27 protein-coding genes are annotated in these 24,476 nt (G+C 55.1%); 20 read left to right on the top strand and 7 right to left on the bottom strand.

What is annotated here, in order from left to right; all coding sequences use genetic code 11:
* Positions 1-10 precede the first annotated feature (10 nt).
* The 12 genes from JZ655_RS14660 to hisP all read left to right on the top strand — a co-directional run bounded on the left by JZ655_RS14660 (position 11) and on the right by hisP (position 11,021).
* On the top strand, positions 11-670 hold the full coding sequence (locus JZ655_RS14660; protein ID WP_207292156.1) for a DedA family protein: 660 nt from the start codon (positions 11-13) through the stop codon (positions 668-670).
* A 154-nt stretch (positions 671-824) separates the two neighbouring features.
* Positions 825-1,730, top strand: a complete 906-nt coding sequence (gene accD / locus JZ655_RS14655; RefSeq protein WP_040074637.1) for an acetyl-CoA carboxylase, carboxyltransferase subunit beta — start codon at positions 825-827, stop codon at positions 1,728-1,730.
* Positions 1,731-1,799: 69 nt separating this feature from the next.
* Positions 1,800-3,068 carry a bifunctional tetrahydrofolate synthase/dihydrofolate synthase gene (folC, locus tag JZ655_RS14650; protein WP_207292155.1) on the top strand — a complete coding sequence of 423 codons (1,269 nt, stop codon included), beginning with the start codon at positions 1,800-1,802 and terminating at the stop codon, positions 3,066-3,068.
* Positions 3,058-3,765, top strand: coding sequence for a cell division protein DedD (dedD, locus tag JZ655_RS14645; protein WP_046884673.1), 708 nt, complete (start codon positions 3,058-3,060; stop codon positions 3,763-3,765). Before folC ends, dedD begins: the two co-directional genes overlap by 11 nt.
* A 198-nt stretch (positions 3,766-3,963) precedes the next feature.
* Complete coding sequence (cvpA, locus tag JZ655_RS14640) at positions 3,964-4,452, top strand: colicin V production protein (RefSeq protein ID WP_040074640.1); 489 nt, start codon at positions 3,964-3,966, stop codon at positions 4,450-4,452.
* Positions 4,453-4,488: 36 nt separating this feature from the next.
* Positions 4,489-6,006: an amidophosphoribosyltransferase gene (purF, locus tag JZ655_RS14635; RefSeq protein ID WP_040074641.1), complete on the top strand. Its 1,518-nt coding sequence runs from the start codon at positions 4,489-4,491 to the stop codon at positions 6,004-6,006.
* Positions 6,007-6,095: 89 nt separating this feature from the next.
* On the top strand, positions 6,096-6,665 hold the full coding sequence (locus JZ655_RS14630) for a UbiX family flavin prenyltransferase (protein WP_040074642.1): 570 nt from the start codon (positions 6,096-6,098) through the stop codon (positions 6,663-6,665).
* A 287-nt stretch (positions 6,666-6,952) separates the two neighbouring features.
* Positions 6,953-7,735: a lysine/arginine/ornithine ABC transporter substrate-binding protein ArgT gene (gene argT, locus JZ655_RS14625; protein ID WP_040074643.1), complete on the top strand. Its 783-nt coding sequence runs from the start codon at positions 6,953-6,955 to the stop codon at positions 7,733-7,735.
* A gap of 240 nt (positions 7,736-7,975) precedes the next feature.
* Positions 7,976-8,758 (top strand): histidine ABC transporter substrate-binding protein HisJ, encoded by a 783-nt coding sequence (hisJ, locus tag JZ655_RS14620; RefSeq protein ID WP_207292154.1) that lies wholly within the window; start codon positions 7,976-7,978, stop codon positions 8,756-8,758.
* Between the two features lie 82 nt (positions 8,759-8,840).
* Positions 8,841-9,527 carry a histidine ABC transporter permease HisQ gene (locus tag JZ655_RS14615; RefSeq protein WP_040074645.1) on the top strand — a complete coding sequence of 229 codons (687 nt, stop codon included), beginning with the start codon at positions 8,841-8,843 and terminating at the stop codon, positions 9,525-9,527.
* Positions 9,524-10,240, top strand: a complete 717-nt coding sequence (gene hisM, locus JZ655_RS14610) for a histidine ABC transporter permease HisM (RefSeq protein ID WP_040074646.1) — start codon at positions 9,524-9,526, stop codon at positions 10,238-10,240. Before JZ655_RS14615 ends, hisM begins: the two co-directional genes overlap by 4 nt.
* A gap of 7 nt (positions 10,241-10,247) precedes the next feature.
* A complete protein-coding gene (gene hisP / locus JZ655_RS14605) occupies positions 10,248-11,021 on the top strand; it encodes a histidine ABC transporter ATP-binding protein HisP (protein ID WP_040074647.1) in 774 nt (257 codons plus the stop codon).
* Between the two features lie 22 nt (positions 11,022-11,043).
* On the opposite strand, the gene JZ655_RS14600 is transcribed toward hisP, so the two are convergent.
* From JZ655_RS14600 to yfcG, 4 genes are all read right to left on the bottom strand, one after another.
* Positions 11,044-11,568, bottom strand: coding sequence for a GNAT family N-acetyltransferase (locus tag JZ655_RS14600; protein ID WP_046884675.1), 525 nt, complete (start codon positions 11,566-11,568; stop codon positions 11,044-11,046).
* A 56-nt stretch (positions 11,569-11,624) separates the two neighbouring features.
* A complete protein-coding gene (locus JZ655_RS14595) occupies positions 11,625-12,518 on the bottom strand; it encodes a TIGR01777 family oxidoreductase (RefSeq protein WP_046884676.1) in 894 nt (297 codons plus the stop codon).
* 19 nt (positions 12,519-12,537) lie between these two features.
* Complete coding sequence (gene folX, locus JZ655_RS14590; RefSeq protein WP_040074650.1) at positions 12,538-12,900, bottom strand: dihydroneopterin triphosphate 2'-epimerase; 363 nt, start codon at positions 12,898-12,900, stop codon at positions 12,538-12,540.
* A gap of 69 nt (positions 12,901-12,969) precedes the next feature.
* On the bottom strand, positions 12,970-13,590 hold the full coding sequence (gene yfcG / locus JZ655_RS14585; RefSeq protein WP_046884677.1) for a GSH-dependent disulfide bond oxidoreductase: 621 nt from the start codon (positions 13,588-13,590) through the stop codon (positions 12,970-12,972).
* Positions 13,591-13,726: 136 nt separating this feature from the next.
* Between yfcG and yfcF the strand changes: the two genes are divergently transcribed.
* Genes yfcF through yfcD form a run of 3 tightly spaced genes read left to right on the top strand, consistent with a single transcriptional unit; the run spans position 13,727 to position 15,587 of the window.
* Positions 13,727-14,371 (top strand): glutathione transferase, encoded by a 645-nt coding sequence (gene yfcF / locus JZ655_RS14580; RefSeq protein ID WP_046884921.1) that lies wholly within the window; start codon positions 13,727-13,729, stop codon positions 14,369-14,371.
* Between the two features lie 53 nt (positions 14,372-14,424).
* The gene (gene yfcE / locus JZ655_RS14575; RefSeq protein ID WP_046884678.1) at positions 14,425-14,976 is read left to right on the top strand and encodes a phosphodiesterase; all 552 of its coding nucleotides are present in this window, start codon (positions 14,425-14,427) and stop codon (positions 14,974-14,976) included.
* Between the two features lie 56 nt (positions 14,977-15,032).
* Positions 15,033-15,587, top strand: coding sequence for an NUDIX hydrolase YfcD (yfcD, locus tag JZ655_RS14570; protein ID WP_040074653.1), 555 nt, complete (start codon positions 15,033-15,035; stop codon positions 15,585-15,587).
* A 3-nt stretch (positions 15,588-15,590) separates the two neighbouring features.
* On the opposite strand, the gene JZ655_RS14565 is transcribed toward yfcD, so the two are convergent.
* Positions 15,591-16,610 (bottom strand): LacI family DNA-binding transcriptional regulator, encoded by a 1,020-nt coding sequence (locus tag JZ655_RS14565; RefSeq protein ID WP_040074654.1) that lies wholly within the window; start codon positions 16,608-16,610, stop codon positions 15,591-15,593.
* Positions 16,611-16,860: 250 nt separating this feature from the next.
* Here JZ655_RS14565 and JZ655_RS14560 point away from each other — a divergent pair, with 250 nt between their 5' ends.
* From JZ655_RS14560 to JZ655_RS14540, 5 genes are all read left to right on the top strand, one after another.
* Complete coding sequence (locus JZ655_RS14560) at positions 16,861-17,304, top strand: PTS sugar transporter subunit IIA (RefSeq protein WP_046884681.1); 444 nt, start codon at positions 16,861-16,863, stop codon at positions 17,302-17,304.
* A 79-nt stretch (positions 17,305-17,383) separates the two neighbouring features.
* A complete protein-coding gene (locus JZ655_RS14555) occupies positions 17,384-17,656 on the top strand; it encodes a PTS sugar transporter subunit IIB (protein ID WP_040074658.1) in 273 nt (90 codons plus the stop codon).
* A gap of 22 nt (positions 17,657-17,678) precedes the next feature.
* Positions 17,679-19,070 (top strand): PTS ascorbate transporter subunit IIC, encoded by a 1,392-nt coding sequence (locus JZ655_RS14550; RefSeq protein ID WP_040074659.1) that lies wholly within the window; start codon positions 17,679-17,681, stop codon positions 19,068-19,070.
* The gene (locus JZ655_RS14545; protein ID WP_207292153.1) at positions 19,067-19,897 is read left to right on the top strand and encodes a transketolase; all 831 of its coding nucleotides are present in this window, start codon (positions 19,067-19,069) and stop codon (positions 19,895-19,897) included. The genes JZ655_RS14550 and JZ655_RS14545 overlap by 4 nt, the downstream gene beginning before the upstream one ends.
* Positions 19,890-20,843: a transketolase family protein gene (locus JZ655_RS14540; protein ID WP_207292152.1), complete on the top strand. Its 954-nt coding sequence runs from the start codon at positions 19,890-19,892 to the stop codon at positions 20,841-20,843. The genes JZ655_RS14545 and JZ655_RS14540 overlap by 8 nt, the downstream gene beginning before the upstream one ends.
* Positions 20,844-20,888: 45 nt before the next feature.
* Here the strand turns inward: JZ655_RS14540 and pta are convergent, their stop codons facing one another.
* Positions 20,889-23,030: a phosphate acetyltransferase gene (gene pta / locus JZ655_RS14535; protein ID WP_207292151.1), complete on the bottom strand. Its 2,142-nt coding sequence runs from the start codon at positions 23,028-23,030 to the stop codon at positions 20,889-20,891.
* A 77-nt stretch (positions 23,031-23,107) separates the two neighbouring features.
* The gene (gene ackA, locus JZ655_RS14530; protein WP_207292150.1) at positions 23,108-24,310 is read right to left on the bottom strand and encodes an acetate kinase; all 1,203 of its coding nucleotides are present in this window, start codon (positions 24,308-24,310) and stop codon (positions 23,108-23,110) included.
* Positions 24,311-24,476 lie beyond the last annotated feature (166 nt).

The raw sequence follows: 24,476 nt of genomic DNA, 5'->3' as shown, positions 1-24,476 counted from the left end.
CTAAGACAATATGGATTTAATTCGCTTTCTGATTGATTTCATTCTGCATATTGATGTTCACCTGGCTGAACTGGTGGCGCAATACGGCGTCTGGGTGTATGCCATTCTGTTTGTGATCCTGTTTTGTGAAACCGGGCTGGTGGTGACGCCGTTTTTACCGGGCGATTCGCTGCTGTTTGTCGCGGGCGCGCTGGCGTCGCTTGGGACCAACGATCTGAACGTTCACCTGATGGTGGTGCTAATGCTGATTGCCGCTATCGTCGGCGATGCGCTGAACTACACTATAGGGCGGTTGTTCGGCGAGCGGTTATTCAGTAACCCGAACTCGAAAATTTTCCGTCGCAGCTATCTGGATAAAACCCACGCGTTTTACGAGAAGCACGGCGGAAAAACCATTATCCTCGCGCGATTCGTGCCTATCGTCAGGACGTTTGCGCCCTTTGTTGCGGGGATGGGGCATATGTCCTACCGTCATTTTGCCCTCTATAACGTGACGGGGGCCCTGTTGTGGGTGCTCAGCTTTACTTACGCGGGTTATTTCTTTGGCACCATTCCGATGATTCAGGAAAACCTTAAGCTCCTGATCGTTGGGATAATTGTGGTGTCCATCCTGCCGGGCGTGATTGAGATTATTCGTCACCGACGCGCGGCGGCAAAGCAAGCGAAGTAAAGGCGCATTAGCGGTTCGACCACTTTTTTGTCCAAAGTTTCGGGCTGTTATGTTTTAATGTGCAACATTCATGGTCTGTTGGGGGCAAAAATGGCATTATGCGCCCCTTACAGCAAAACTGGCATAGAACCAGGTTCAGGCAGAAAGGTTATCAATGAGCTGGATTGAACGAATTAAAAGCAACATAACCCCCACCCGCAAGGCGAGTATTCCTGAAGGGGTGTGGACCAAGTGTGACAGCTGCGGTCAGGTCCTGTACCGCGCCGAGCTCGAGCGTAATCTTGAGGTCTGTCCGAAGTGCGACCATCACATGCGTATGTCGGCGCGTAACCGCCTGCATAGCTTGCTGGATGAGGGATCTCTGGTAGAACTGGGTAGCGAACTTGAGCCGAAAGACGTGCTGAAGTTCCGTGACTCCAAGAAATACAAAGATCGTCTGGCCTCTGCACAGAAAGAGACCGGCGAGAAAGACGCCCTGGTTGTGATGAAAGGCACGCTGCACGAGATGCCGGTTGTCGCGGCGGCGTTTGAGTTCGCCTTTATGGGCGGCTCGATGGGTTCTGTCGTGGGCGCGCGCTTCGTGCGTGCCGTTGAGCAGGCGCTGGAAGACAACTGCCCGCTGATCTGCTTCTCCGCCTCCGGCGGGGCGCGTATGCAGGAAGCGCTGATGTCACTGATGCAGATGGCGAAAACCTCTGCGGCACTGGCTAAAATGCAGGAGCGTGGACTGCCGTACATCTCCGTCCTGACTGACCCGACCATGGGCGGCGTATCAGCGAGCTTTGCAATGCTGGGCGACCTGAACGTGGCTGAACCTAAAGCGCTGATCGGTTTTGCCGGTCCGCGTGTTATCGAACAAACGGTACGTGAAAAACTGCCGCCGGGCTTCCAGCGCAGTGAATTCCTTATCGAGAAAGGCGCTATCGACATGATCGTCCGCCGCCCGGAAATGCGCCTGAAACTGGCAAGCATCCTGGCGAAGCTGATGAATCTGCCATCGCCGTCTCCGGATGAGCCGCGCGAAGGCGTGGTCGTACCGCATCAGGAACCCGAGGCCTGATAACTGCAAAGGGCAGGGCCAGACGGCGCTGCCCTTTTGCTTTCTCACCGTAACTGAAAAGTGCGCATCATGGAAAAGAACCCAATCCCTCAAGCCACGTCGCCTCTGGCCGCGTGGCTTTCTTATCTGGAAAACCTGCACAGTAAAACCATCGACATGGGCCTTGCCCGTGTGAGTCAGGTGGCGGCGCGCCTTGATGTTCTGAAACCGGCCCCTTTTGTCTTTACCGTCGCAGGAACTAACGGTAAGGGCACGACCTGCCGTACGCTGGAAGCGGTGCTGATGGCCGCCGGCTACAAAGTGGGGGTGTACAGCTCCCCGCACCTGGTACGTTACACAGAGCGCGTGCGCGTACAGAATCAGGAGCTCACTGAAGCAGCCCACACCGTTTCATTTGCCGAGATCGAGGCTGCGCGCGGTGATATCTCATTAACCTACTTCGAGTACGGAACGCTCTCGGCCCTGTGGCTGTTTAAGCAGGCGCAGCTTGACGTCGTCATTCTGGAAGTGGGTCTCGGCGGCCGTCTGGATGCCACCAATATGGTGGATGCGGATGTGGCCGTGGTGACCAGCATCGCGCTGGACCATGTCGACTGGCTTGGTCCGGATCGCGAAAGCATTGGCCGCGAAAAAGCGGGTATTTTCCGCGCCGGCAAACCTGCCGTAGTGGGGGAGCCCGATATGCCGCATACCATCGCCGATGTGGCTCAGGAGAAGGGCGCCACGCTGCTGCGCCGTGACGTTGACTGGCATTATGCCGTGAGCGAACACGACTGGCGCTTTAGCGACGCGAAGGGCGTGCTCGAAAACTTGCCGCTACCGCAGGTGCCGCAGCCGAACGCCGCCACCGCGCTTGCTGCGCTGCGAGCCAGTGGGTTGGCTGTTAGCGAGCAGGCTATTCGGGAGGGCGTTCAGCATGCCATACTGCCGGGACGTTTTCAGATTGTCAGTGACGCACCGCGCGTGATACTTGACGTCGCCCATAACCCCCACGCTGCGGCGTACCTCGCAGGACGTCTCAAAAGCTTGCCAAAAACCGGGCGTGTCCTGGCGGTTATCGGTATGCTTCATGATAAAGACATTGCGGGGACGCTGGCCTGCATGGAGAGTGCGGTCGATAGCTGGTATTGTGCTCCTCTGGAAGGTCCACGCGGCGCGTCTGCCGAACAGCTGACGGAACACCTCGGCGAAGGCAAACGCTTTGATAGCGTGGAGCAGGCCTGGCATGCAGCCATGGCCGATGCCAGACCAGAAGATACCGTGCTGGTGTGTGGGTCGTTCCACACGGTGGCACATGTCATGGAAGTGATGGACGCGGGGAGAACCGGTGGCAAGTAAGTTTCAGAACCGTTTAGCAGGAACCATTGTGCTGGTAGCGCTGGGGGTGATCATCCTCCCGGGGCTGCTCGACGGGCAGAAAAAACATTATCAGGATGAGTTCGCGGCGATCCCGCTGGTACCAAAACCTGGCGACCGTGATGAGCCGGATATGCTGCCTGCCGCGACGCAGGCCCTGCCTGCTCAGCCGCCTGAAGGCGCCGCAGAAGAGGTACAGGCGGGCGATGCCGCTGCGCCGTCAATAGATCCTGCGCGCATGGCCGCCAGTAATAATGGCGAACTGGATCCCGTGCCGGTACAGGCTGAACAGCCTGCGCCAAAGTCGGTACAAAAACCGAAGCCTGCCGAGAAACCGCAGCCGAAGCCGCAGCGTGATAATACTCGCGACCAACTGGCCGCAGCCACGGAAACGCCTCCAGCGAAACCGGCGGCGGAAGAGAAGCCCGCACCGACTGGCAAAGCGTATGTGGTGCAGCTCGGCGCGCTGAAAAATGCGGATAAGGTTAACGAGATCGTTGCCAAACTCCGTGGCGCGGGGTATCGCGCTTACACTTCACCTGGTACACCGGTACAAGGTAAAATCACCCGTATTCTCGTCGGGCCTGATGCCTCAAAAGAGAAGCTAAAAGGCTCGCTGGGGGAACTCAATCAGCTCTCAGGATTGAGCGGTGTGGTGATGAATTATAGCGCGAACTGACGCGCGCTATAGGCCCGTTTCTTAACCGATAAGGGCCGGGGCATCCGTCCGCAGAGACGTAACCCGCCACAGGCGTTGACTATTTTTTCAACGCCTTTTTTATTTACGCATGGGAAGGAAATCCCTACGCAAACGTTTTCTTTTTCTGTTAGAATTCGCCCCGAACTGGATGACAGGGCGTTAAATCGTGGGACATATATGGTCTGGATTGATTACGCCATCATTGCGGTGATTGGTTTTTCCTGTCTGGTTAGCCTGATCCGTGGCTTTGTTCGTGAAGCGTTATCGCTGGTAACCTGGGGCTGTGCCTTCTTCGTTGCCAGTCATTACTACACTTACCTGTCTGTCTGGTTCACGGGCTTTGAAGATGAACTGGTCCGAAACGGAATCGCCATCGCGGTACTGTTTATCGCGACGTTGATTGTCGGCGCTATCGTCAATTATGTGATAGGTCAGCTGGTCGAGAAAACCGGTCTGTCAGGTACGGACAGGGTGCTCGGCATCTGTTTTGGGGCATTGCGAGGCGCGCTGATTGTGGCGGCGATACTGTTCTTCCTTGATACCTTTACCGGGTTCTCAAAAAGTGAAGACTGGCAGAAATCGCAGCTGATTCCACAATTCAGTTTCATCATCAGATGGTTCTTTGACTATCTGCAAAGCTCGTCGAGTTTCTTGCCCAGAACCTGATCGGTTCTGAGATGTGGCTTAACGAGGAAAAGACGAATGTGCGGTATTGTCGGTATCGCCGGTTTCATGCCGGTAAACCAGTCGATTTATGACGCGTTAACGGTGCTTCAGCACCGTGGGCAGGATGCTGCGGGTATCATCACCATTGATGCAAATAACTGCTTCCGTTTACGTAAGGCGAATGGCCTGGTAAGCGATGTGTTTGAAGCCCGCCATATGCAGCGTCTGCAAGGTAATATGGGTATTGGTCACGTTCGTTATCCTACCGCTGGTAGTTCCAGCGCCTCTGAAGCACAGCCTTTCTATGTAAACTCCCCGTATGGCATCACGCTTGCTCACAACGGCAACCTGACCAACGCGCACGAGTTACGCCAGAAGCTGTTTGAAGAGAAGCGTCGCCACATTAACACCACTTCTGATTCTGAAATTCTGCTGAATATTTTTGCCAGTGAACTGGACAACTTCCGTCACTATCCGCTTGAAGCAGATAACATTTTTGCTGCCGTGGCTGCCACTAACCGTCTGATCCGTGGTGCTTATGCCTGCGTAGCGATGATTATCGGCCACGGTATGGTTGCCTTCCGCGACCCGAACGGTATCCGCCCGCTGGTGCTGGGTAAACGTGACATGGGCGACGGCCGTACCGAATACATGGTGGCCTCTGAGAGCGTGGCGCTGGATACCCTGGGCTTTGAATTCCTGCGCGATGTCGCGCCAGGCGAAGCGATTTACATCACCGAGAAAGGGCAGCTGTTCACCCGCATGTGTGCGGATAATCCGGTCAGCAATCCGTGTCTGTTCGAGTATGTTTACTTCGCGCGTCCAGACTCCTTCATCGATAAAATCTCCGTCTACAGCGCCCGTGTGAATATGGGAACCAAGCTTGGCGAGAAGATTGCGCGTGAGTGGGAAGATCTGGATATCGACGTGGTGATCCCCATCCCGGAGACCTCCTGCGATATCGCACTGGAGATGGCACGTATTCTGGGCAAACCCTATCGTCAGGGTTTTGTGAAAAACCGCTACGTGGGTCGTACCTTTATCATGCCAGGCCAGCACCTGCGCCGTAAATCCGTGCGCCGTAAGCTCAACGCCAACCGCGCTGAGTTCCGCGATAAAAACGTGCTGCTGGTTGATGACTCTATTGTACGCGGCACGACCTCTGAGCAGATTATCGAGATGGCCCGTGAAGCCGGAGCGAAGAAGGTCTATCTGGCCTCTGCTGCGCCGGAAATCCGCTTCCCGAACGTCTACGGTATCGACATGCCAACGGCGAACGAGCTGATTGCCCACGGTCGTGAAGTGGACGAAATTCGCCAGATCATCGGCGCGGACGGCCTGATTTTCCAGGATCTCAACGATCTCATCGAGGCGGTGCGTGCGGAAAATCCGGATATTCAGCAGTTTGAATGCTCAGTATTCAATGGTATTTACGTCACGAAAGATGTCGATCAGCAGTATCTCGACTATCTCGATTCCCTGCGAAATGACGACGCGAAAGCGGTTCAGATGCAGAACGATCTTGAAAGCTTAGAGATGCATAACGAAGGCTAATCGCCGAAGCAAGCGAGGGCAGTGGCCCTCGCTTGCAACTCCTCGCAAAATCCTGCACAGTCAGCCCTGAACTGGAAAGGGCGAAAATCATGAAACGACTGATAGTAGGGATCTCAGGTGCCAGCGGTGCCATATACGGTGTGCGTTTACTGCAGGTGCTGCGTAACGTGCCGGACGTGGAAACCCATCTGGTAATGAGCCAGGCGGCGCGCCAAACCCTCTCCCTTGAAACAGACCTCTCTCTGCGCGACGTTCAGTCTCTGGCCGACGTCATTCATGACGCCCGTGATATCGCCGCCACCATCTCTTCCGGCTCGTTTAAAACATCGGGAATGGTCATACTGCCCTGTTCGATTAAGACCTTGTCTGGCATCGTGAACAGCTACACCGACACCCTGGTGACCCGTGCGGCCGATGTAGTGCTAAAAGAACGTCGTCCGCTGGTGTTGTGCGTACGTGAAACGCCGCTGCATCTGGGGCATCTGCGTCTGATGACTCAGGCGGCAGAACTGGGCGCGGTGATTATGCCGCCGGTGCCGGCGTTCTACCATCGCCCACAAAGTCTGGATGACGTGATCAATCAAACGGTTAATCGCGTGATCGATCAGTTCGACATTGAACTGCCTGCCGATCTTTTTACCCGCTGGCAGGGTAGCTAAAAATGTGCACTGGCTGAGTGCGATAAAACACCGTGTTGCCCTGTTTCAGGGCAATTATGCAACAGCGATCATATCCTCAACATTTAATTCCTTTTTTGCCCTCTCCTCGCTGCGGTTCGTTTGGCAGACCTGCTATCTTTCACCATTAAGGCATTCTTGCAACCTTTCATTAACATATTAAACGTTGAATTTTTATACCGACGTCAAAATGGCATAAGACCTGCAAGACAATGCCTGCAACACACAACACAACAGATAATAAAATCACGATACTTGAGGGTAAATGTATGAAGAAGACGGTTCTGGCTCTGTCTTTGCTGGTGGGATTAAGCGCGGCCGCAGGGAGCTACGCAGCGCTTCCGCAAACCGTACGTATCGGTACCGATGCGACCTATGCGCCATTCTCATCTAAAGATGCGAAAGGGGAGTTCGTCGGGTTTGATATCGATCTGGGGAATGAGATGTGCAAACGCATGTCTGTGAAATGTACCTGGGTAGGCAGCGATTTCGATGCGCTGATCCCGTCCCTCAAAGCCAAGAAAATTGACGCGATTATCTCGTCGCTCTCCATTACTGAGAAGCGCCAGCAGGAGATCGCGTTTTCTGAAAAACTCTACGCAGCAGATTCGCGTCTGATTGCCGCAAAAGGCTCACCCGTACAGCCGACCATCGACTCGCTGAAAGGCAAGCATGTGGGCGTGCTGCAGGGCTCGACGCAGGAAGGTTACGCTAATGCCAACTGGCGTGAGAAGGGGGTCGATGTGGTGGCCTACCAGAACCAGGATCTGATTTACTCTGACCTGTCGGCGGGCCGTCTTGATGCGGCATTCCAGGATGAAGTTGCGGCCAGCGAAGGCTTCCTGAAACAGCCAGCGGGCAAAGAGTTTGCTTTTGCAGGCCCATCGGTTAAAGACAAAAAATACTTTGGTGACGGTACCGGTATTGGCCTGCGTAAGGACGATACTGAGCTGAAAGCGGCCTTCGATAAAGCCTTCGACGACCTGCGCAAAGATGGGACTTACGACAAACTGGCGAAAAAATACTTCGACTTCAATGTCTACGGTGATTAATCGGCTTTAAGCGAATGCACCATAATGGTGGGTCATTATGGTGCATGACGGGTGTGCGTGAACCAGAAGAGTGCATGTTCCGTGCCCGGCTGGTTATAAAGTGAATAATTAAGCAGTAATGATGCACTTTTTGGCGCAAGGCGAGCATATTCTTTTGCCTTGTCGCGTGGATTAATGGCACATTACTTACACCCCGTCGACGTAGAAAACCCGTAAAAAGACAGTTTGTTGAGGATAGATATGAAAAAATTGGTATTGTCACTTTCTCTGGTTCTGGCCTTTTCCAGCGCCACCGCGGCATTTGCAGCAATTCCGCAAAAAATTCGTATCGGTACGGACCCAACTTATGCCCCGTTCGAATCGAAGAATGCGAAGGGTGAACTGGTCGGTTTTGACATCGATCTGGCGAATGAGCTGTGCAAACGGATCAAAGCACAATGTTCTTATGTTGAAAACCCGCTGGACGCGCTGATTCCGTCGCTGAAAGCGAAGAAAATCGACGTCATCATGTCGTCACTCTCCATCACCGAAAAACGTCAGCAAGAGATTGCCTTTACCGACAAACTCTATGCAGCCGATTCCCGTCTGGTGGTGGCCAAATCCTCCGATATCCAGCCGACCGTTGAGTCATTGAAAGGTAAACGCGTAGGTGTGCTGCAGGGGACCACTCAGGAGACCTACGGTAACGAACACTGGGCGCCAAAAGGGATTGAAATCGTCTCGTATCAGGGCCAGGAGAACATCTACGCCGACCTGACTGCGGGCCGTATCGATGCCGCCTTCCAGGATGAAGTTGCGGCCAGCGAAGGTTTCCTGAAGCAGCCGGTCGGAAAAGAGTATAAGTTCGGCGGCCCGTCCATTAAGGATGAGAAGCTCTTCGGCGTCGGCACCGGTATGGGGCTGCGCAAAGAAGATAACGAGCTGCGTGAAGCGCTGAACAAAGCCTTTGCAGAGATGCGTGCCGACGGCACCTATGAAAAACTCGCCAAAAAGTACTTTGATTTCGACGTATACGGCGGTTAAGCCCCGCTAAATAACGTGCGCCCCCTCCCGCTTCGGGAGGGGAAAAGACACGGTTGACCACACTCACGACAGGGCAGGCTGTATGCTGTACGGATTTTCTGGCGTTATTCTACAAGGCGCGCTGGTCACCCTGGAACTGGCTCTCAGTTCCGTGGTGCTGGCCGTGCTGATAGGCCTGGCGGGCGCGGGGGCAAAACTTTCGGCAAATCGCGCGCTGGCGTTGATTTTCGAAGGCTATACCACACTTATTCGCGGTGTACCTGACCTCGTACTGATGCTGTTGATTTTCTACGGCCTGCAGATTGCGCTAAACGGCGTGACCGATGCCATAGGCATGGGGCAGATCGATATTGATCCTATGGTGGCGGGTATCATCACCCTCGGTTTCATTTACGGTGCTTACTTTACGGAAACGTTCCGCGGCGCCTATCTCGCGGTACCCAAAGGCCATATCGAGGCGGCCACCGCCTTCGGCTTTACCTCCTCTCAGACCTTCCGTCGCATTATGTTTCCGGCCATGATGCGCTTTGCGTTGCCGGGCATTGGTAACAACTGGCAGGTGATCCTCAAAGCCACGGCGCTGGTCTCGTTGCTGGGCCTGGAAGATGTTGTGAAAGCCACCCAGTTGGCGGGCAAAAGCACGTGGGAGCCGTTCTACTTCGCCATTGTTTGTGGCGTTATCTATCTGGTTTTTACCACCGTCTCCAATGGTGTACTGCTGCTGCTCGAACGTCGCTACTCCGTGGGTGTGAAGAGGGCTGACCTGTGATCGAGATTATTCAGGAGTACTGGAAATCGCTGCTCTGGACCGACGGCTATCGCTTTACCGGCGTGGCCATCACCCTGTGGCTGCTGATTTCATCCGTGGTGATGGGCGGTATCCTGGCGGTGTTTCTCGCCATTGGCCGGGTATCAAACAATAAATTCATCCGCTTCCCGATCTGGCTGTTTACCTACATTTTTCGTGGTACGCCGCTGTACGTGCAGCTGCTGGTGTTCTACTCCGGCATGTATACGCTGGAGATTGTAAAAGGCACCGAAATGTTAAACGCCTTTTTCCGTAGCGGCCTGAACTGTACGGTACTGGCATTGACGCTGAATACCTGTGCCTACACCACCGAGATCTTTGCCGGTGCCATCCGTTCGGTGCCCCATGGTGAAATCGAGGCGGCGCGGGCTTATGGCTTCTCCTCGGTGAAACTTTATCGTTGCATTATTCTGCCGTCGGCCCTGCGTATCGCGCTGCCTGCCTACAGCAACGAAGTGATCCTGATGCTGCATTCCACCGCACTGGCATTTACTGCCACCGTACCGGATCTGCTGAAAATCGCCCGGGATATTAACTCCGCGACCTATCAGCCCTTTACCGCGTTCGGCATCGCGGCCGTGTTGTATCTGATGATTTCGTATGTCCTGATTAGCCTCTTCCGCAAGGCGGAGAAGCGCTGGTTACAGCATATCAAACCTACTTCGACGCACTGAGAATATGATGGCTGAGAACAAATTAAACGTTACCGATTTGCACAAACGCTACGGCGAACATGAAGTGCTGAAAGGGGTATCGCTCCAGGCGAATGCCGGCGATGTAATTAGCATTATCGGCTCATCCGGCTCGGGTAAAAGTACCTTCCTGCGCTGCATCAACTTCCTCGAAAAGCCGAGCGAAGGCTCTATTGTGGTCAGCGGCGAGAACATCAACCTGGTACGTGATAAAGACGGCCAGCTGAAGGTGGCGGATAAGCATCAGCTGCGGATGCTGCGTACGCGCCTGACGATGGTGTTCCAGCACTTTAACCTCTGGAGCCACATGACGGTGCTCGAGAACGTGATGGAAGCGCCGATTCAGGTGCTGGGCTTAAGCAAACAAGACGCGCGCAAGCGTGCGGAAAAATACCTCGCCAAGGTGGGTATCGACGAGCGCCAGCAAATTAAATACCCGGTACATCTGTCAGGGGGCCAACAGCAGCGTGTCTCTATTGCCCGCGCGCTGGCAATGGAACCGGAAGTGCTGCTGTTCGATGAACCCACCTCCGCGCTGGATCCGGAGCTGGTGGGCGAAGTGCTGCGTATTATGCAGCAGCTTGCCGAAGAGGGAAAAACGATGGTGGTGGTGACGCACGAGATGGGCTTTGCGCGTAACGTCTCTAACCACGTTATCTTCCTGCATCAGGGAAAGATCGAAGAGCAGGGGCATCCGGACGAGGTATTAGGTAACCCCCAGAGCGCCCGCTTGCAGCAGTTCCTGAAAGGCTCGTTGAAGTAGCCTTTTGCTTTCTCCTCTCTCTTTACGGGAGAGGGGAATTGGCCGCATCAGGCTCCAGCCGATACACCCAATCGTCATACCGCACGCCATCAATCTCGTAAGCTTTTTCCAGCACCTGGGTCCGGACAAACCCGGCTTTCTCAAGCACCCGCACTGAACCGCCGTTATCCGCCAGTACATAAGCATTGACCGCCTTCACGCCGGCCTGGGTAAACCCATAGTCACAGACCGCCTGAAGCGCCTCGCTGGCGTAGCCCTGGCCTTGCGCCTGGGGCACGATGGTATAACCGATATCCGCCTCTTCAGGATGGTGGTCGCTGATTTGTAGGCCGATGTCCCCCAGCGGGGTGGGATCGTCATGGCGGCGAATCACAAAGAGATGTTTCGATGTCAGGCGCAGCGCAAACAGGCGCTGCGTCTCTTTCTCAGGGGCAATGGCGGCCATGTAGCGCATTATCGCCGGATCTTCACGCAGGGCGCGAAAAAAGGGCCAGTCAGAGGGTTCGAACGGGGAGAGGGAGAGCCGGGGAGTGGTAATGATCGCCATAGTCATGCCCTTGCAGGGAAACAGGCGAATAACAGTACCATAACCGGCCGCTACGCTTAACCTACCACATCTCCCAGCGCATCTTCTAAGTCAAACCAACGGAACGCAAAGCCAGCCGCCTCCAGCCGCTTCGGCAGAGCGCGCTGGCCGCCTAATACCAGCACAGCGGACTCTCCCATCATCAGGCGCACCGCCGTGGCCGGAGCGCGAACCACCGCCGGGCGATGCAGCGCATGACCGAGCGCGTGGGCAAACTGCTCATTACGCACCGGGTAAGGCGAGACCATATTGAACGGGCCGCGCAGATCGTTATCCAGCAGCCACAGAATACCGTTGACCATATCATCGACGTGGATCCACGCCAGATATTGCCGTCCATTGCCAATCGGCCCGCCGAGGCCGAGCTTGAATACCGGCAGCATTTTCGCCAGGATCCCGCCCTTCGGGGCCAGGACCACGCCGGTGCGAAGCAGGCAGACGCGGGTGGAATCGCTTTGCGCACCGCAGGCTATCTGTTCCCAGCGGGCGCAAAGTTTGTGGGTAAATTCGTTATGCGGGGGCTCTTCTTCGGTAACGACCACTTCACCCAAATCGCCATAATAGCCCGTGGCCGACCCGGAAATCAGGACCGACGGCGGTGTATTGCTGGCCTTGAACAGGTCAACCAGCCGCTGGGTAATTTGCCAGCGACTGTTACATAAACGCTGTTTCTGCTGTTCAGTCCAGCGTTTGTCGGCGATAGGCTCACCCGCGAGGTTGATGACGGCGTCGAAGCCGTCGAGATTCTGCCGTTCAGCCAGCCCTTTCCAGAGGGTAATATCGCTACCCAGTACCTGCCGTGCTTTTTCCGGGCTGCGCGTCACCACCGTGATCTCATGGCCCAGCTGGCGCAAGCGGGGGATCAGATGACGGCCAATCAGGCCGGTTCCGCCGGTTAACAGAATCTGCATACAACCTCCAGGGTTGCGCTTAGCGTTGCCAGCTTAACGTCATAGAGACGGAGTCGGCGTAGCGCAGCGCATGAAGTTTATCGATTTCGACTTCAGCATAGGTGACCCAGTGATGTTCGCGTGCGAGATCGAGCACATCCTGAGTTAATTTTTCGAGCAATGAGAAGCGGTTATTCTCGACCAGCTGAATGATGCTCTTGGTAATGGTGCGGTAGTTCAGCGCGTCGTTAATATCTTCGCTGGCGCGCGCTTTATCGGCAGGATAGTGAATGGTCACATTGATGACGATATCCTGACGATTAGCGCGCTCTTCCTCTTTAATACCAATATAGGTACGCAGGCGTAAATTTTTGATTCTGATTATTGCGTCGTGTTGGGACATTGCAGGCTTCCTCCGTGTCATTTTCCGCAACATGATACATGAGGATTCATCGGAAAACGCCTGCTTCTATTACGCTTTTAACAGGGCGCGTTGGGTTGCCGGGCGCGTACGTATGCGTTCAAACCAGTTGTTGACCGCAGGCCATGTCGCCAGGTCTACGCGCTGACGTACGTGCTCGTTCACCCAGGGCCAACAGGCGATATCGGCGATGCTATAGTGATCGCCCGCCAGCCACGGTGTTTTTTCCAGCCGCTTGTTAAGCACGTTATAAAGCCGCTGCGTTTCCACCTGATAACGCTCGATGGCATAGGGGATCGGCTGCGGTGCATGGTAGTTGAAATGGTGGTTTTGTCCCAGCATCGGCCCTAATCCGCTCATCTGCCAGAAAAGCCACTGCAAGGTAACATGCCGCTCGCGCAACTCCCCGCTCAGTAACGTGCCTGACTTTTCTGCCAGATAAAGCAGGATCGCTCCCGATTCAAACAGGCTTAACGGCTGGCCACCATCCTCGGGATCGTTATCCACGATGGCGGGGATTTTATTGTTGGGTGAGAGGGCCAGAAACTCAGGGCGAAACTGCTCTCCCCGGCTGATATCCACCCGAATCAATTGGTAATCTAGCTGCGCCTCTTCCAGAAAAAGGGTGATCTTATGTCCGTTAGGGGTCGGGGCGTAATAGAGGTCAATCATCTCCACTCCTGTCGCTACATTTTTACGGCACTGGATCGAGTATAGGTGGTGATGCTACATCGTGATTTTTCATCAGGTGACAGAGAGGCCGACAGACTATATGTTGGATGAAAACCCTACAGCCAGTGAGCATCCTATGAATCAACCTGCAATAACTTTGTGGTCCGATGCGGATTTCTTTTCCCCTTACGTGATGAGCGTTTACGTTGCGCTGGCAGAGAAAGGGCTGCCGTTTACCCTGAAGACCGTGAGTCTCGATAAGGGGGAGCACTTAAATCCCCGGTGGCAGGGCTATGCGTTAACCCGCCGGGTACCCGTGCTGGAGATCGACGGTTTTGAGCTGAGCGAGTCGTCGGCCATCGATGAATACCTTGAGGAACGATTTGCCCCGCCGGAGTGGGAGCGAATCTATCCTCATGATCTGCAAAAACGCGCCCGGGCGCGGCAAATTCAAGCCTGGTTACGTAGCGATCTCGGTCCAATACGCGAAGAGCGCGCCACCGATGTGGTGTTCGCCGGGGCTAAGAAACCGCCGCTGAGCACCGGGGCGCAAAGCGCGGCGGGTAAACTTATCGATACCGCGAGCACCTTGTTGGCTCAGGGGCATCAGAATTTGTTTGGCGAATGGTGTATTGCGGATACCGATCTGGCGCTGATGCTTAACCGTCTGATACTGAATGGTGATGAGGTGCCGCCGCGTCTGGCAGACTATGCCGCGTTCCAGTGGCAGCGCGCGTCCGTGCAGCGTTATGTGGCCCTTTCCGCGAAGCGTCCGGGCTGATAAGGCTGGCTGAATAAGGTAAGATAGGCCGTGGTTTTTAGAAGGAGTTATCAATGAAGCTGATGTTTGCCTCAGATATCCACGGCTCGCTGCCCGCAACCGAACAGATCCTTGAACGTTTCACACAAAGCGGGGCGAACTGGTTGATTATCCTGGGTGATGTGCTTAACCACGGTCCGCGCAACGCGCTGCCGGAAGGCTATGCCCCGGCGCAGGTCGCCGAACGTCTGAACGCGTTTGCCTCGCGCATTATTGCCGTACGCGGCAATTGCGACAGCGAAGTCGATCAGATGTTGCTCCAGTTCCCCATCACCGCCCCGTGGCAGCAAATTTTGCTGGAAAATCGCCGTCTGTTTTTGACCCACGGTCACCTTTTTGGCCCCGATAAACAGCCGCCGCTGAACGCTGGCGATGTGCTGGTTTATGGTCATACTCATATTCCAGTGGCGGAGGCGCGGGAGGATATCATCCATTTCAATCCCGGCTCCGTTAGTATCCCGAAAGGGGGATTCCCGGCGAGCTATGGCTGGCTTGAAGGAGACCATTTGTGCGTTATGGCGCTGAATAATGGTCAGGTTATTGCGCAGACAACGATTAATCCGTAATTTACACCTCAACCGTAAACGCGCCGCGAGAGCGCTATGAAGAGAAGGTTTCCCCGATGGTGGAGCAGAGTCATTTGGCAAGTACAGAGTGGGTTGATATTGTCAGCGAAGACAATGAGGTGATAGCGCAGGCGAGCCGCGAACAGATGCGGGCGCAGCGCTTGCGTCATCGCGCAACCTACATCGTCGTGCATGATGGGATGGGTAAAATTCTGGTCCAGCGCCGTACCGAAACGAAAGATTTTATGCCGGGTATGCTTGATGCGACCGCCGGTGGCGTGGTTCAGGCCGATGAAGTGCTGCTCGACTCCGCACGTCGTGAAGCGGAAGAGGAGTTAGGTATTGCCGGCGTGCCCTTCGCCGAGCATGGCCAGTTCTACTTCGAAGACGACAACTGCCGCGTCTGGGGTGGGCTGTTCAGCTGCGTCTCTCACGGGCCGTTTGCGCTTCAGGAAGAAGAGGTGAGTGAAGTCAGCTGGATGACGCCGGAAGAGATCACCGCGCGTTGCGATGAGTTCACGCCGGATTCATTAAAAGCGCTGGCGCTGTGGATGACCCGCAACGCCAAAAACGAATCCGCTAAACCGGAAAAAGAGGAAGAGGCGGAATAAGCCTCAGCAACTTTCCCGCAAGCACAGGCTGGACGCGATAGGTTTATGGTCGCGCCAGTCTCCGTCATTCAGACGTTCCAGTAACGCTTTCCCGGCTTCAACCCCGATTTTACGATGCGGTACCGCCATGGTGGTCAACGGCGGCACGCACACGCGGCTCACATCGCTATCGCCAAAACCGACAACGGCGAGATCGTCCGGCACTTTAATTCGCCGGCGTTGGCATTCATAAAGCACCCCGCAGGCCAGCTCATCAGAGACGCAGACCAGCGCATCCAGCTCTGGCCAGGCCAGGAGAAACTCCGGCAGCTGTGATGCTCCGGTCGAGAAACTGGGAGGCAGCGCCGCGTTGATAACCCGGTTTGGCGCCAGGTGGTGACGCAGCATCGCTTTGTACCAGCCCTGCAAATGCTGCTGGAAAATCCACTGCTCCTGGTTAGCGCACAGCAGGCCGATATTCTGATAGCCACGCTGAATCACCATCTCGGTGAGCTCATACATGGCGGCAACGTTATCAATACCGATATTCATATCGATAGGGTCGGCGCGCATCGCCCCCATCTCTACCACCGGAATTGAGCGATGCTGCAGCCAGTGGCGCACCGTTTCGCTGTGCTCCACGCTGAGTAAAATCGCGGCGGCAATGTTCGATGCCAGCAGCGTCTCGAGCAATTTTTCTTCCTGCTCAAGTCGGTGCTGTGATTCCGCCAGCATGATCTGATATCCGGCAGGCTGGAGCACTTGCTGTAGGCCGGCAAACATTTCGGAACACCCCGCCTCGGCAAGGTTTGGCACCACCATAGCGATCGTCCACGAAGAGGCCGATGCCAGCGCGCTGGCTGCCAGGTTGGGCATATAGCCCAGCTCATGAACCGCAGCGTCGATCTTTTCACGCAATTTATCAGACACTTGTTCAGGGGTACGCAGCGCCCGCGATACCGTCATGGTACCGACCCCCGCCAGCTGCGCCACGTCTGCAATAGTGACTTTGCCGGTACTTCGCCTTTTTCTGGTCAGAGACATACAGATTCCTGCTGTTTTACAACATGTTGGCACACGTTTTTCTTATCGTTCGTCACGTGCTGTGCTCGAAGTATACGCCTTAAATCCCGTTTTCTGGTTGTGATTTGCTGCGCTGATTGCATTTTGATAGCGCTATCACATTTATGAATGTTAACGATTGGTAGCGCTATCTTTGTGATCCTGATCGCAGCTAATTTGGGTAGGCTTGCATAAAGTTTGCCCATCTTAGCCCCTGATACGAGGAACAAGCGTGCTCAATAAGTGGATTTTTGAACAGACGATCCAGCTTCAGGACAGCGTGGAAAACTGGCCGCAGGCGCTTGAAATTTGCGCGCGTCCGCTGCTGGAGATGAACGTTATTGCGCCGGAATACATTACGGCGATTGTCGAGCAACACCAGAAGCTTGGCCCTTACTATGTGCTTGCGCCTGGGCTGGCAATGCCGCATGCACGCCCGGAAGAGGGGGCAAAAGGGTTAGGTCTTTCGCTGCTGAAGTTGAAAGAGGGGATTTCGTTTGGTGCAGGTGAGTTTGATCCGGTCGATGTGATCGTCATGCTCGCGGCACCAGACAAACATAGCCACATCGAAATGATCTCCGCGCTGGCAGAATTATTTTCGAGCGATGAGGATATGGCGCAATTACATGTCGCAACGACCCGGGAGGAAATAAAAGCCATTATCGAACGCTTCTAGTTTTAATTCCGACATCGTTTTTAACCACATTACGCTCGAGCGTGATGGGGACGTACTCTACTCAAAAAAGGGCATAACAATGAAAATTATGGCGATTTGCGGCTCCGGGCTGGGCAGTAGTTTTATGGTCGAAATGAACATTAAAAAAGTCCTCAAAAAACTCAATATCGATGCCGAGGTGGAGCATTCTGATCTCTCTTCAGCCACCCCAGGCGCCGCCGACCTGTTCGTGATGGCCAAAGATATCGCGGCCAGCGCCAGCGTGCCGGAGAGCCAGCTAGTGGTGATCCAGAACATCATTGATATCAACGAACTTGAAGCGCAGCTTAGCGCCTGGTTCGCGAAACACTAACCCTGACTGTGACGAGGTGGATATGTTTATCCTTGAATCGCTGAACTTCGTTGTTGATATTTTAAAAGTACCCTCGGTGCTGGTGGGCTTAATTGCATTAATCGGCCTGGTGGCGCAGAAAAAAGGGTTTTCGGATGTGGTGAAAGGCACGATTAAAACCATTCTGGGTTTTATTGTGCTGGGTGGCGGAGCCACCGTGCTGGTGGGATCGCTTAATCCGTTAGGCGGTATGTTTGAACATGCCTTTAATATTCAGGGCATCATTCCGAATAACGAAGCAATCGTCTCTATTGCGCTGGAAAAATATGGCGCCTCTACGGCTCTGATCATGGCCTTCGGTATGGTGGCGAATATTATTGTCGCCCGCTTTACCCGCCTGAAATACATCTTCCTGACCGGGCACCATACGTTTTATATGGCGTGCATGATTGGCGTGATCCTGACGGTGGCAGGCTTTGAAGGGGTGGGGCTGGTCTTCACCGGCTCGTTGATCCTTGGGCTGGTGATGGCCTTCTTCCCGGCCATTGCGCAGCGCTATATGAAGCGCATCACCGGTAATGATGACATCGCCTTTGGCCACTTCGGTACCCTCGGCTATGTGCTCTCAGGCTGGATTGGCAGCAAGGTGGGCAAAGGCTCTCGCTCCACCGAAGAGATGAACCTGCCGAAGAATTTAAGCTTCCTGCGCGACAGCTCTATCTCCATCTCCCTGACCATGATGATTATCTATCTGATCATGGCGGTGAGTGCCGGACGTGAGTACGTGGAGGCCACCTTCAGCGGCGGACAGAACTATCTGGTCTACGCCATCATCATGGCCATTACCTTCGCGGCGGGGGTATTTATCATCCTGCAGGGGGTGCGCCTGATTCTGGCGGAAATCGTTCCGGCTTTTACCGGCTTCTCCGAAAAACTGGTGCCCAACGCGCGTCCTGCGCTGGACTGCCCGGTGGTCTACCCGTATGCCCCTAATGCCGTTCTGATTGGCTTCCTGTTTAGCTTCCTCGGCGGTCTGGTTGGACTCTTTATCTGCGGGCAGTTTAGCTGGGTGCTGATCCTGCCGGGCGTCGTGCCGCACTTCTTCACCGGTGCGACCGCAGGCGTGTTTGGCAACGCCACGGGCGGACGTCGCGGGGCAATGATAGGCGCCTTTGCCAATGGTTTACTGATTACCTTCCTGCCAGTGTTGCTGCTGCCTGTGCTGGGTGCGATTGGATTCGCCAACACCACCTTCTCTGATGCGGACTTTGGCGCCATCGGCATTGTGCTGGGTAACCTGGCACGCTACCTGTCGCCAATGGCTATTACGGGTCTGGTTGTGGCGGTGTTCGCGCTGCTGGTGGCCTGGAACCTCTTCGCTAAAAACAAAAGTGCGGGTAATAGCGCGCAAGAAAATACCGGAGCCAAATCATGAATGTTAATGAAGTGACCCAACTGGCACGCGAAATCCGTATTGCCACCCTGAAATCGCTCACCCAACTGGGGTTCGGGCACTATGGTGGCAGTATGTCGGTGGTAGAGACGCTGGCGGTGCTGTACGGCGCGGTAATGAAGATTGATCCTGCCGATCCCGACTGGCCTGAGCGTGACTATTTTGTGTTATCCAAAGGCCATGCGGGCCCGGCGCTCTACAGCACCCTTGCAATCAAAGGCTACTTCCCGATTGAAGAACTCAGCACCCTGAACCAGAACGGAACGCGGCTGCCAAGCCATCCGGACAGGCTAAAAACGCGTGGCGTGGATGCCACCACGGGCTCGCTGGGGCAGGGGATCTCCATTGCTGGCGGTATGGCGCTGTCGCACAAACTGGCGGGGCGCGCGAATCGCGTCTTCTGCATCGTGGGCGACGGAGAGTTGAACGAAGGGCAGTGCTGGGAGGCGTTTCAGTTTATCGCTCACCATCGCCTGAATAACCTGACGGTCTTCGTGGACTGGAATAAACAACAGCTGGACGGTGAGCTGGATGAGATCATCTGCGCCTTCGACCTGGAAGGAAAATTCCGCGCCTTTGGCTATGACGTGGTTAAGGTCAAAGGGGACGACATTCCGGGGCTGCTTGAGGTGACATCGCTCATCCCTGAAGCGGATGCGCGACCGCTGGTCGTGATCCTGGACAGCATAAAAGGGCAGGGGGTGCCGTATCTGGAGCAGCTCAGTAACTCCCACCATTTGCGACTGACTGATGACGTTAAAGCCGCCCTTACCGAGACGATTCGCCAGCTGGAGGCCAACCATGATTAAGCTTGCACCCACAGGACAAAAAGATGCCGTCGAGATGCGCAAAGTCTATGCCGGATTCGTCGCAAGCCAGATTGAAGCGGGGAGTGAAATTATCGCCCTTGAAGCGGATCTGATGAGCTCCATGGCGATGGACGGCGTGGCGCGCGATTATCCCCAGCACGTCATCAACTGCGGGATCATGGAGGCCAACGTTATCGGTACCGCAGCGGGGCTGTCGCTGACCGGGCGTAAGCCGTTTGTGCACACCTTTACCGCCTTCGCCAGCCGCCGCTGCTTCGACCAGCTGTTTATGTCGCTGGATTATCAGCGTAACAACGTGAAGGTCATCGCCTCGGATGCGGGCGTTACCGCTTGTCACAACGGCGGTACGCATATGTCGTTTGAAGATATGGGCATTGTGCGCGGGCTGGCTCATTCGGTGGTACTGGAAGTGACCGACGCGGTCATGTTTGAGGATGTCCTGCGCCAGTTGATTGACCTTGAGGGCTTTTACTGGGTGCGAACTATCCGTAAGCAAGCCCCGAGCATCTACGCCCCGGGCTCGACCTTTACCCTCGGCAAGGGCAACGTGCTACGCGAAGGAGACGATATTACCCTGATAGCTAACGGCATCATGGTCGCAGAGGCGCTGGAGGCGGCGCGGCAGCTTGAACAGGAGGGCGTCAGCGCGGCGGTGATCGATATGTTCACCCTGAAGCCTATCGACCGGATGCTGGTGAAAAATTATGCCGAGAAAACCGGACGTATCGTTACCTGTGAAAATCACAGTATTCACAATGGCCTGGGGTCGGCGGTGGCTGAAGTGTTAGTCGAAACGTGCCCGGTGCCGATGCGGCGGGTGGGGGTAAAAGAACGCTACGGCCAGGTGGGCACGCAGGACTTCCTGCAACGCGAGTACGGCCTGACGGCGCACGACATTGTGTCGGCGGCAAGAGAACTGCTGTAAATAAAAAAGGCGACCATCGGGTCGCCTTTTTAATGCAGCTAAAAGTTACTGCTGCTGTGAAGACTGGATCGCGGTCAGGGCGATGGTGTAGACGATGTCGTCTACCAGCGCGCCACGAGACAGGTCATTCACCGGCTTGCGCATACCCTGCAGCATTGGCCCGATAGAGATCAGGTCTGCAGAACGCTGTACCGCTTTGTAGGTGGTGTTACCGGTGTTCAGATCCGGGAAGATGAACACGGTAGCGCGACCTGCAACCGGCGAGTTCGGTGCTTTGGATTTCGCCACGTCTGCCATCACGGCGGCATCGTACTGCAGCGGGCCGTCGATCATCAGATCTGGACGTTTTTCCTGCGCAATACGGGTCGCTTCACGTACTTTCTCTACGTCGCTACCTGCACCAGAGGTGCCGGTGGAGTAGGAGAGCATGGCTACGCGCGGTTCGATACCGAAGGCAATAGCGGAGTCTGCGGACTGGATAGCGATTTCAGCCAGCTGCTCTGCGGTTGGATCCGGGTTGATCGCACAGTCGCCGTAAACGTAAACCTGTTCAGGCAGCAGCATGAAGAACACGGAAGAGACCAGAGAGCTACCTGGGGCGGTTTTGATCAGCTGCAGCGGTGGACGGATGGTGTTCGCGGTGGTGTGAACAGCACCAGAAACCAGACCGTCAACTTCGTCCTGTTCCAGCATCAGGGTACCGAGAACCACGTTGTCTTCCAGCTGTTCGCGCGCAACGGCTTCGGTCATGCCTTTGCTCTTACGCAGCTCAACCAGACGTGCAACGTAGCTTTCACGTACCACTTCCGGGTCAACGATTTCGATGCCCGCGCCCAGTTCAACGCCCTGAGATGCCGCTACGCGGGTGATCTCGTCCGGGTTACCCAGCAGCACACAGGTCGCGATACCGCGCTCTGCACAGATGGCGGCTGCTTTAACGGTACGTGGTTCGTCGCCTTCTGGCAGAACAACGCGTTTACCCGCTTTACGCGCCAGCTCGGTGAGCTGATAGCGGAAGGCTGGAGGAGACAGACGGCGGCTGCGCTCGGAGGTCGCAGTCAGGGATTCGATCCAGTCTGCGTTCACGTAACCTGCCACGTATTCCTGAACTTTCTCGATACGCTCGTGGTCATCAACCGGCACTTCGAGGTTGAAGCTCTGCAGGCTCAGAGAGGTCTGCCAGGTATTGGTGTTCACCATGAATACCGGCAGGCCAGTCGCAAAGGCACGCTCGCACAGTTTGCTCACGCGTGGGTCCATCTCGTAAGCACCGGTCAGCAGGATAGCGCCGATTTCAACGCCGTTCATTGCGGCCAGGCAGGCAGCAACCAGCACGTCAGGACGGTCAGCGGAGGTGACCAGCAGGGAACCTGCACGGAAGTGTTCCAGCATGTGCGGAATGCTACGCGCACAGAAGGTGACAGACTTCACGCGACGGGTATTGATATCGCCTTCGTTGATCACGGTGGCGTTCAGGTGACGCGCCATGTCGATGGCACGGGTCGCGATCAGATCAAAGCTCCATGGCACCGCGCCCAGCACTGGAAGCGGGCTGGTTTCCTGCAGTTTTGCCGGGTCGATTTTCACGACTTTCGCTTTGGAAGAGTCATCGAAAATTTCGGACAGGTCAGGACGGGTGCGACCTTGTTCATCAACCGGTGCGTTCAGCTTGTTGATGATAACGCCGGTGATGCTGGTGTTTTTCGCGCCGCCGAAGCTGCTGCGGGTCAGTTCGATACGCTCTTTCAGCTGCTCCTGGGTATCGGTACCCTGAGACATCACGAAGACGATCTCGGCGTTCAGCGTTTTGGCGATTTCAAAGTTCAGCGACTGGGCAAACTGGTGTTTGCGGGTCGGGACCAGACCTTCAACCAGTACCACTTCCGCATCCTGCGCGTTCGCATGATAGTTAGCGATGATCTCTTCCATCAGCACGTCTTTCTGATTGCTGGAGAGCAGAGACTCAACGTGGGACATTTTCAGCGGCTCTGCGGCGGGCAGATTAGAGTTCTTACGAACAATGCTGGTGGTCTGGTCTGGCGCATCGCCACCGGCACGTGGCTGGGCGATAGGTTTAAAGACGCTCAGACGAACGCCTTTGCGTTCCATAGCACGGATGACGCCGAGGCTGACGCTGGTCAGGCCGACGCTGGTTCCGGTAGGGATCAGCATAATTGTACGGGACACGGTTTATCCTCTTTTGGCTACCGCCGAAGTCAGGCGGGTTTCAAAACAGCACCGCCAGCTAGGCTGGCGGTGTGGAATCAGGCAGTCAGACGGTTCGCGTCTTGCGCGATGACCAGCTCTTCGTTAGTTGGGATAACGATAGCAGGGCGGGTGCCTTCTTTGTTGATGAAGCCAGACTTGCCGAAGCGGGCAGCCAGGTTACGCTCGTGATCAACTTCGAATCCCAGAACGCCCAGTTTACCCAGGGACAGTTCACGAACCATTGCTGCGTTTTCACCGATACCACCGGTGAAGATAACCGCGTCCAGACGACCGTCCATCAGTGCAGTGTAAGAACCGATGTATTTCGCCAGACGGTGGCAGTAAACGTCCATGGCACGTTTAGCATCTTCTTTGGCTTCGTAGTTATCTTCAACATAACGGCAGTCGCTGGTGACTTCGGTCAGACCCAGCAGGCCAGACTCTTTGGTCAGCATTTTGTTGATGTCATCAACGCTCATGCCCAGGGTGTCGTGCAGGTGGAAGATAATCGCCGGGTCGATGTCACCAGAACGGGTACCCATCACCAGACCTTCCAGCGGGGTCAGACCCATGGAGGTATCAACACATTTACCGTTACGGATAGCAGAAACAGAACCGCCGTTACCCAGGTGGCAAGTGATGATGTTCACTTCTTCTACCGGCTTGTTCAGGACTTTTGCCGCTTCCTGGGTAACATAGAAGTGGCTGGTGCCGTGTGCGCCGTAACGACGTACGCCATGCTCTTTGTACAGTTTGTACGGCAGGGCATACAGGTAAGACTCTTCCGGCATGGTCTGATGGAACGCCGTGTCAAATACAGCCACGTTTTTGTCTTTCAGCTGCGGGAAGGATTTCAGTGCTTCAGCGATACCGATCAGGTGAGCCGGGTTATGCAGCGGCGCGAAAGAGGCGGAGTCTTTGATGCCCTGGATGACAGAGTCGTCGATCACAACAGAGCTGGTATATTTTTCGCCGCCGTGGACGATACGGTGACCGATTGCGGTCAGCTGAGCAGACAGTTCTGGTTTTTGTGCCAGAATAGTGTTAACGATAAAGTTCAGCGCTTCACTGTGAGCGGCGCCTGCACCTAAAGCCGCTTCTTGTTTGCTGCCGTCCATCTTCCACTTGATACGCGCTTCAGGCAGATGGAAACATTCGGCCAAACCAGAGAGGTACTCGTCACCGTTGAGCGCATCGATGATGGCGAATTTCAGTGAGGAGCTACCGCAGTTCAGAACCAGTACTAACTTACTCGACATGGAAGTACCTATTATTGATACGTGGCTAAAAAAACGTCAGTGAGAATCGTAGCGTAGCGCAAGAATCCGCTGACATTTATGATTAACATCATGCCGAAAGTACTTTTTGGCATGACGAAAGGAATACATAAGATTTTATGCCATTTTGCGCATTTTTCCGGCAATG

Source organism: Leclercia pneumoniae (assembly GCF_017348915.1).
GTDB classification, from domain to species: domain Bacteria; phylum Pseudomonadota; class Gammaproteobacteria; order Enterobacterales; family Enterobacteriaceae; genus Enterobacter; species Enterobacter pneumoniae.
This window is presented reverse-complemented; position numbering and strand designations above follow the sequence as displayed.

Excerpts from the sequence above, each read along its gene's own strand:
- JZ655_RS14660 (WP_207292156.1), top strand. The coding sequence starts at position 11 with ATGGATTTAATTCGCTTTCTGATTGATTTCATTCTGCATATTGATGTT.
- accD (WP_040074637.1), top strand. The coding sequence starts at position 825 with ATGAGCTGGATTGAACGAATTAAAAGCAACATAACCCCCACCCGCAAG.
- folC (WP_207292155.1), top strand. The coding sequence starts at position 1,800 with ATGGAAAAGAACCCAATCCCTCAAGCCACGTCGCCTCTGGCCGCGTGG.
- cvpA (WP_040074640.1), top strand. The coding sequence starts at position 3,964 with ATGGTCTGGATTGATTACGCCATCATTGCGGTGATTGGTTTTTCCTGT.
- purF (WP_040074641.1), top strand. The coding sequence starts at position 4,489 with ATGTGCGGTATTGTCGGTATCGCCGGTTTCATGCCGGTAAACCAGTCG.
- JZ655_RS14630 (WP_040074642.1), top strand. The coding sequence starts at position 6,096 with ATGAAACGACTGATAGTAGGGATCTCAGGTGCCAGCGGTGCCATATAC.
- argT (WP_040074643.1), top strand. The coding sequence starts at position 6,953 with ATGAAGAAGACGGTTCTGGCTCTGTCTTTGCTGGTGGGATTAAGCGCG.
- hisJ (WP_207292154.1), top strand. The coding sequence starts at position 7,976 with ATGAAAAAATTGGTATTGTCACTTTCTCTGGTTCTGGCCTTTTCCAGC.
- JZ655_RS14615 (WP_040074645.1), top strand. The coding sequence starts at position 8,841 with ATGCTGTACGGATTTTCTGGCGTTATTCTACAAGGCGCGCTGGTCACC.
- hisP (WP_040074647.1), top strand. The coding sequence starts at position 10,248 with ATGGCTGAGAACAAATTAAACGTTACCGATTTGCACAAACGCTACGGC.
- JZ655_RS14600 (WP_046884675.1), bottom strand. The coding sequence starts at position 11,568 with ATGGCGATCATTACCACTCCCCGGCTCTCCCTCTCCCCGTTCGAACCC.
- JZ655_RS14595 (WP_046884676.1), bottom strand. The coding sequence starts at position 12,518 with ATGCAGATTCTGTTAACCGGCGGAACCGGCCTGATTGGCCGTCATCTG.
- folX (WP_040074650.1), bottom strand. The coding sequence starts at position 12,900 with ATGTCCCAACACGACGCAATAATCAGAATCAAAAATTTACGCCTGCGT.
- yfcG (WP_046884677.1), bottom strand. The coding sequence starts at position 13,590 with ATGATTGACCTCTATTACGCCCCGACCCCTAACGGACATAAGATCACC.
- yfcF (WP_046884921.1), top strand. The coding sequence starts at position 13,727 with ATGAATCAACCTGCAATAACTTTGTGGTCCGATGCGGATTTCTTTTCC.
- yfcE (WP_046884678.1), top strand. The coding sequence starts at position 14,425 with ATGAAGCTGATGTTTGCCTCAGATATCCACGGCTCGCTGCCCGCAACC.
- yfcD (WP_040074653.1), top strand. The coding sequence starts at position 15,033 with ATGGTGGAGCAGAGTCATTTGGCAAGTACAGAGTGGGTTGATATTGTC.
- JZ655_RS14565 (WP_040074654.1), bottom strand. The coding sequence starts at position 16,610 with ATGTCTCTGACCAGAAAAAGGCGAAGTACCGGCAAAGTCACTATTGCA.
- JZ655_RS14555 (WP_040074658.1), top strand. The coding sequence starts at position 17,384 with ATGAAAATTATGGCGATTTGCGGCTCCGGGCTGGGCAGTAGTTTTATG.
- JZ655_RS14550 (WP_040074659.1), top strand. The coding sequence starts at position 17,679 with ATGTTTATCCTTGAATCGCTGAACTTCGTTGTTGATATTTTAAAAGTA.
- JZ655_RS14545 (WP_207292153.1), top strand. The coding sequence starts at position 19,067 with ATGAATGTTAATGAAGTGACCCAACTGGCACGCGAAATCCGTATTGCC.
- JZ655_RS14540 (WP_207292152.1), top strand. The coding sequence starts at position 19,890 with ATGATTAAGCTTGCACCCACAGGACAAAAAGATGCCGTCGAGATGCGC.
- ackA (WP_207292150.1), bottom strand. The coding sequence starts at position 24,310 with ATGTCGAGTAAGTTAGTACTGGTTCTGAACTGCGGTAGCTCCTCACTG.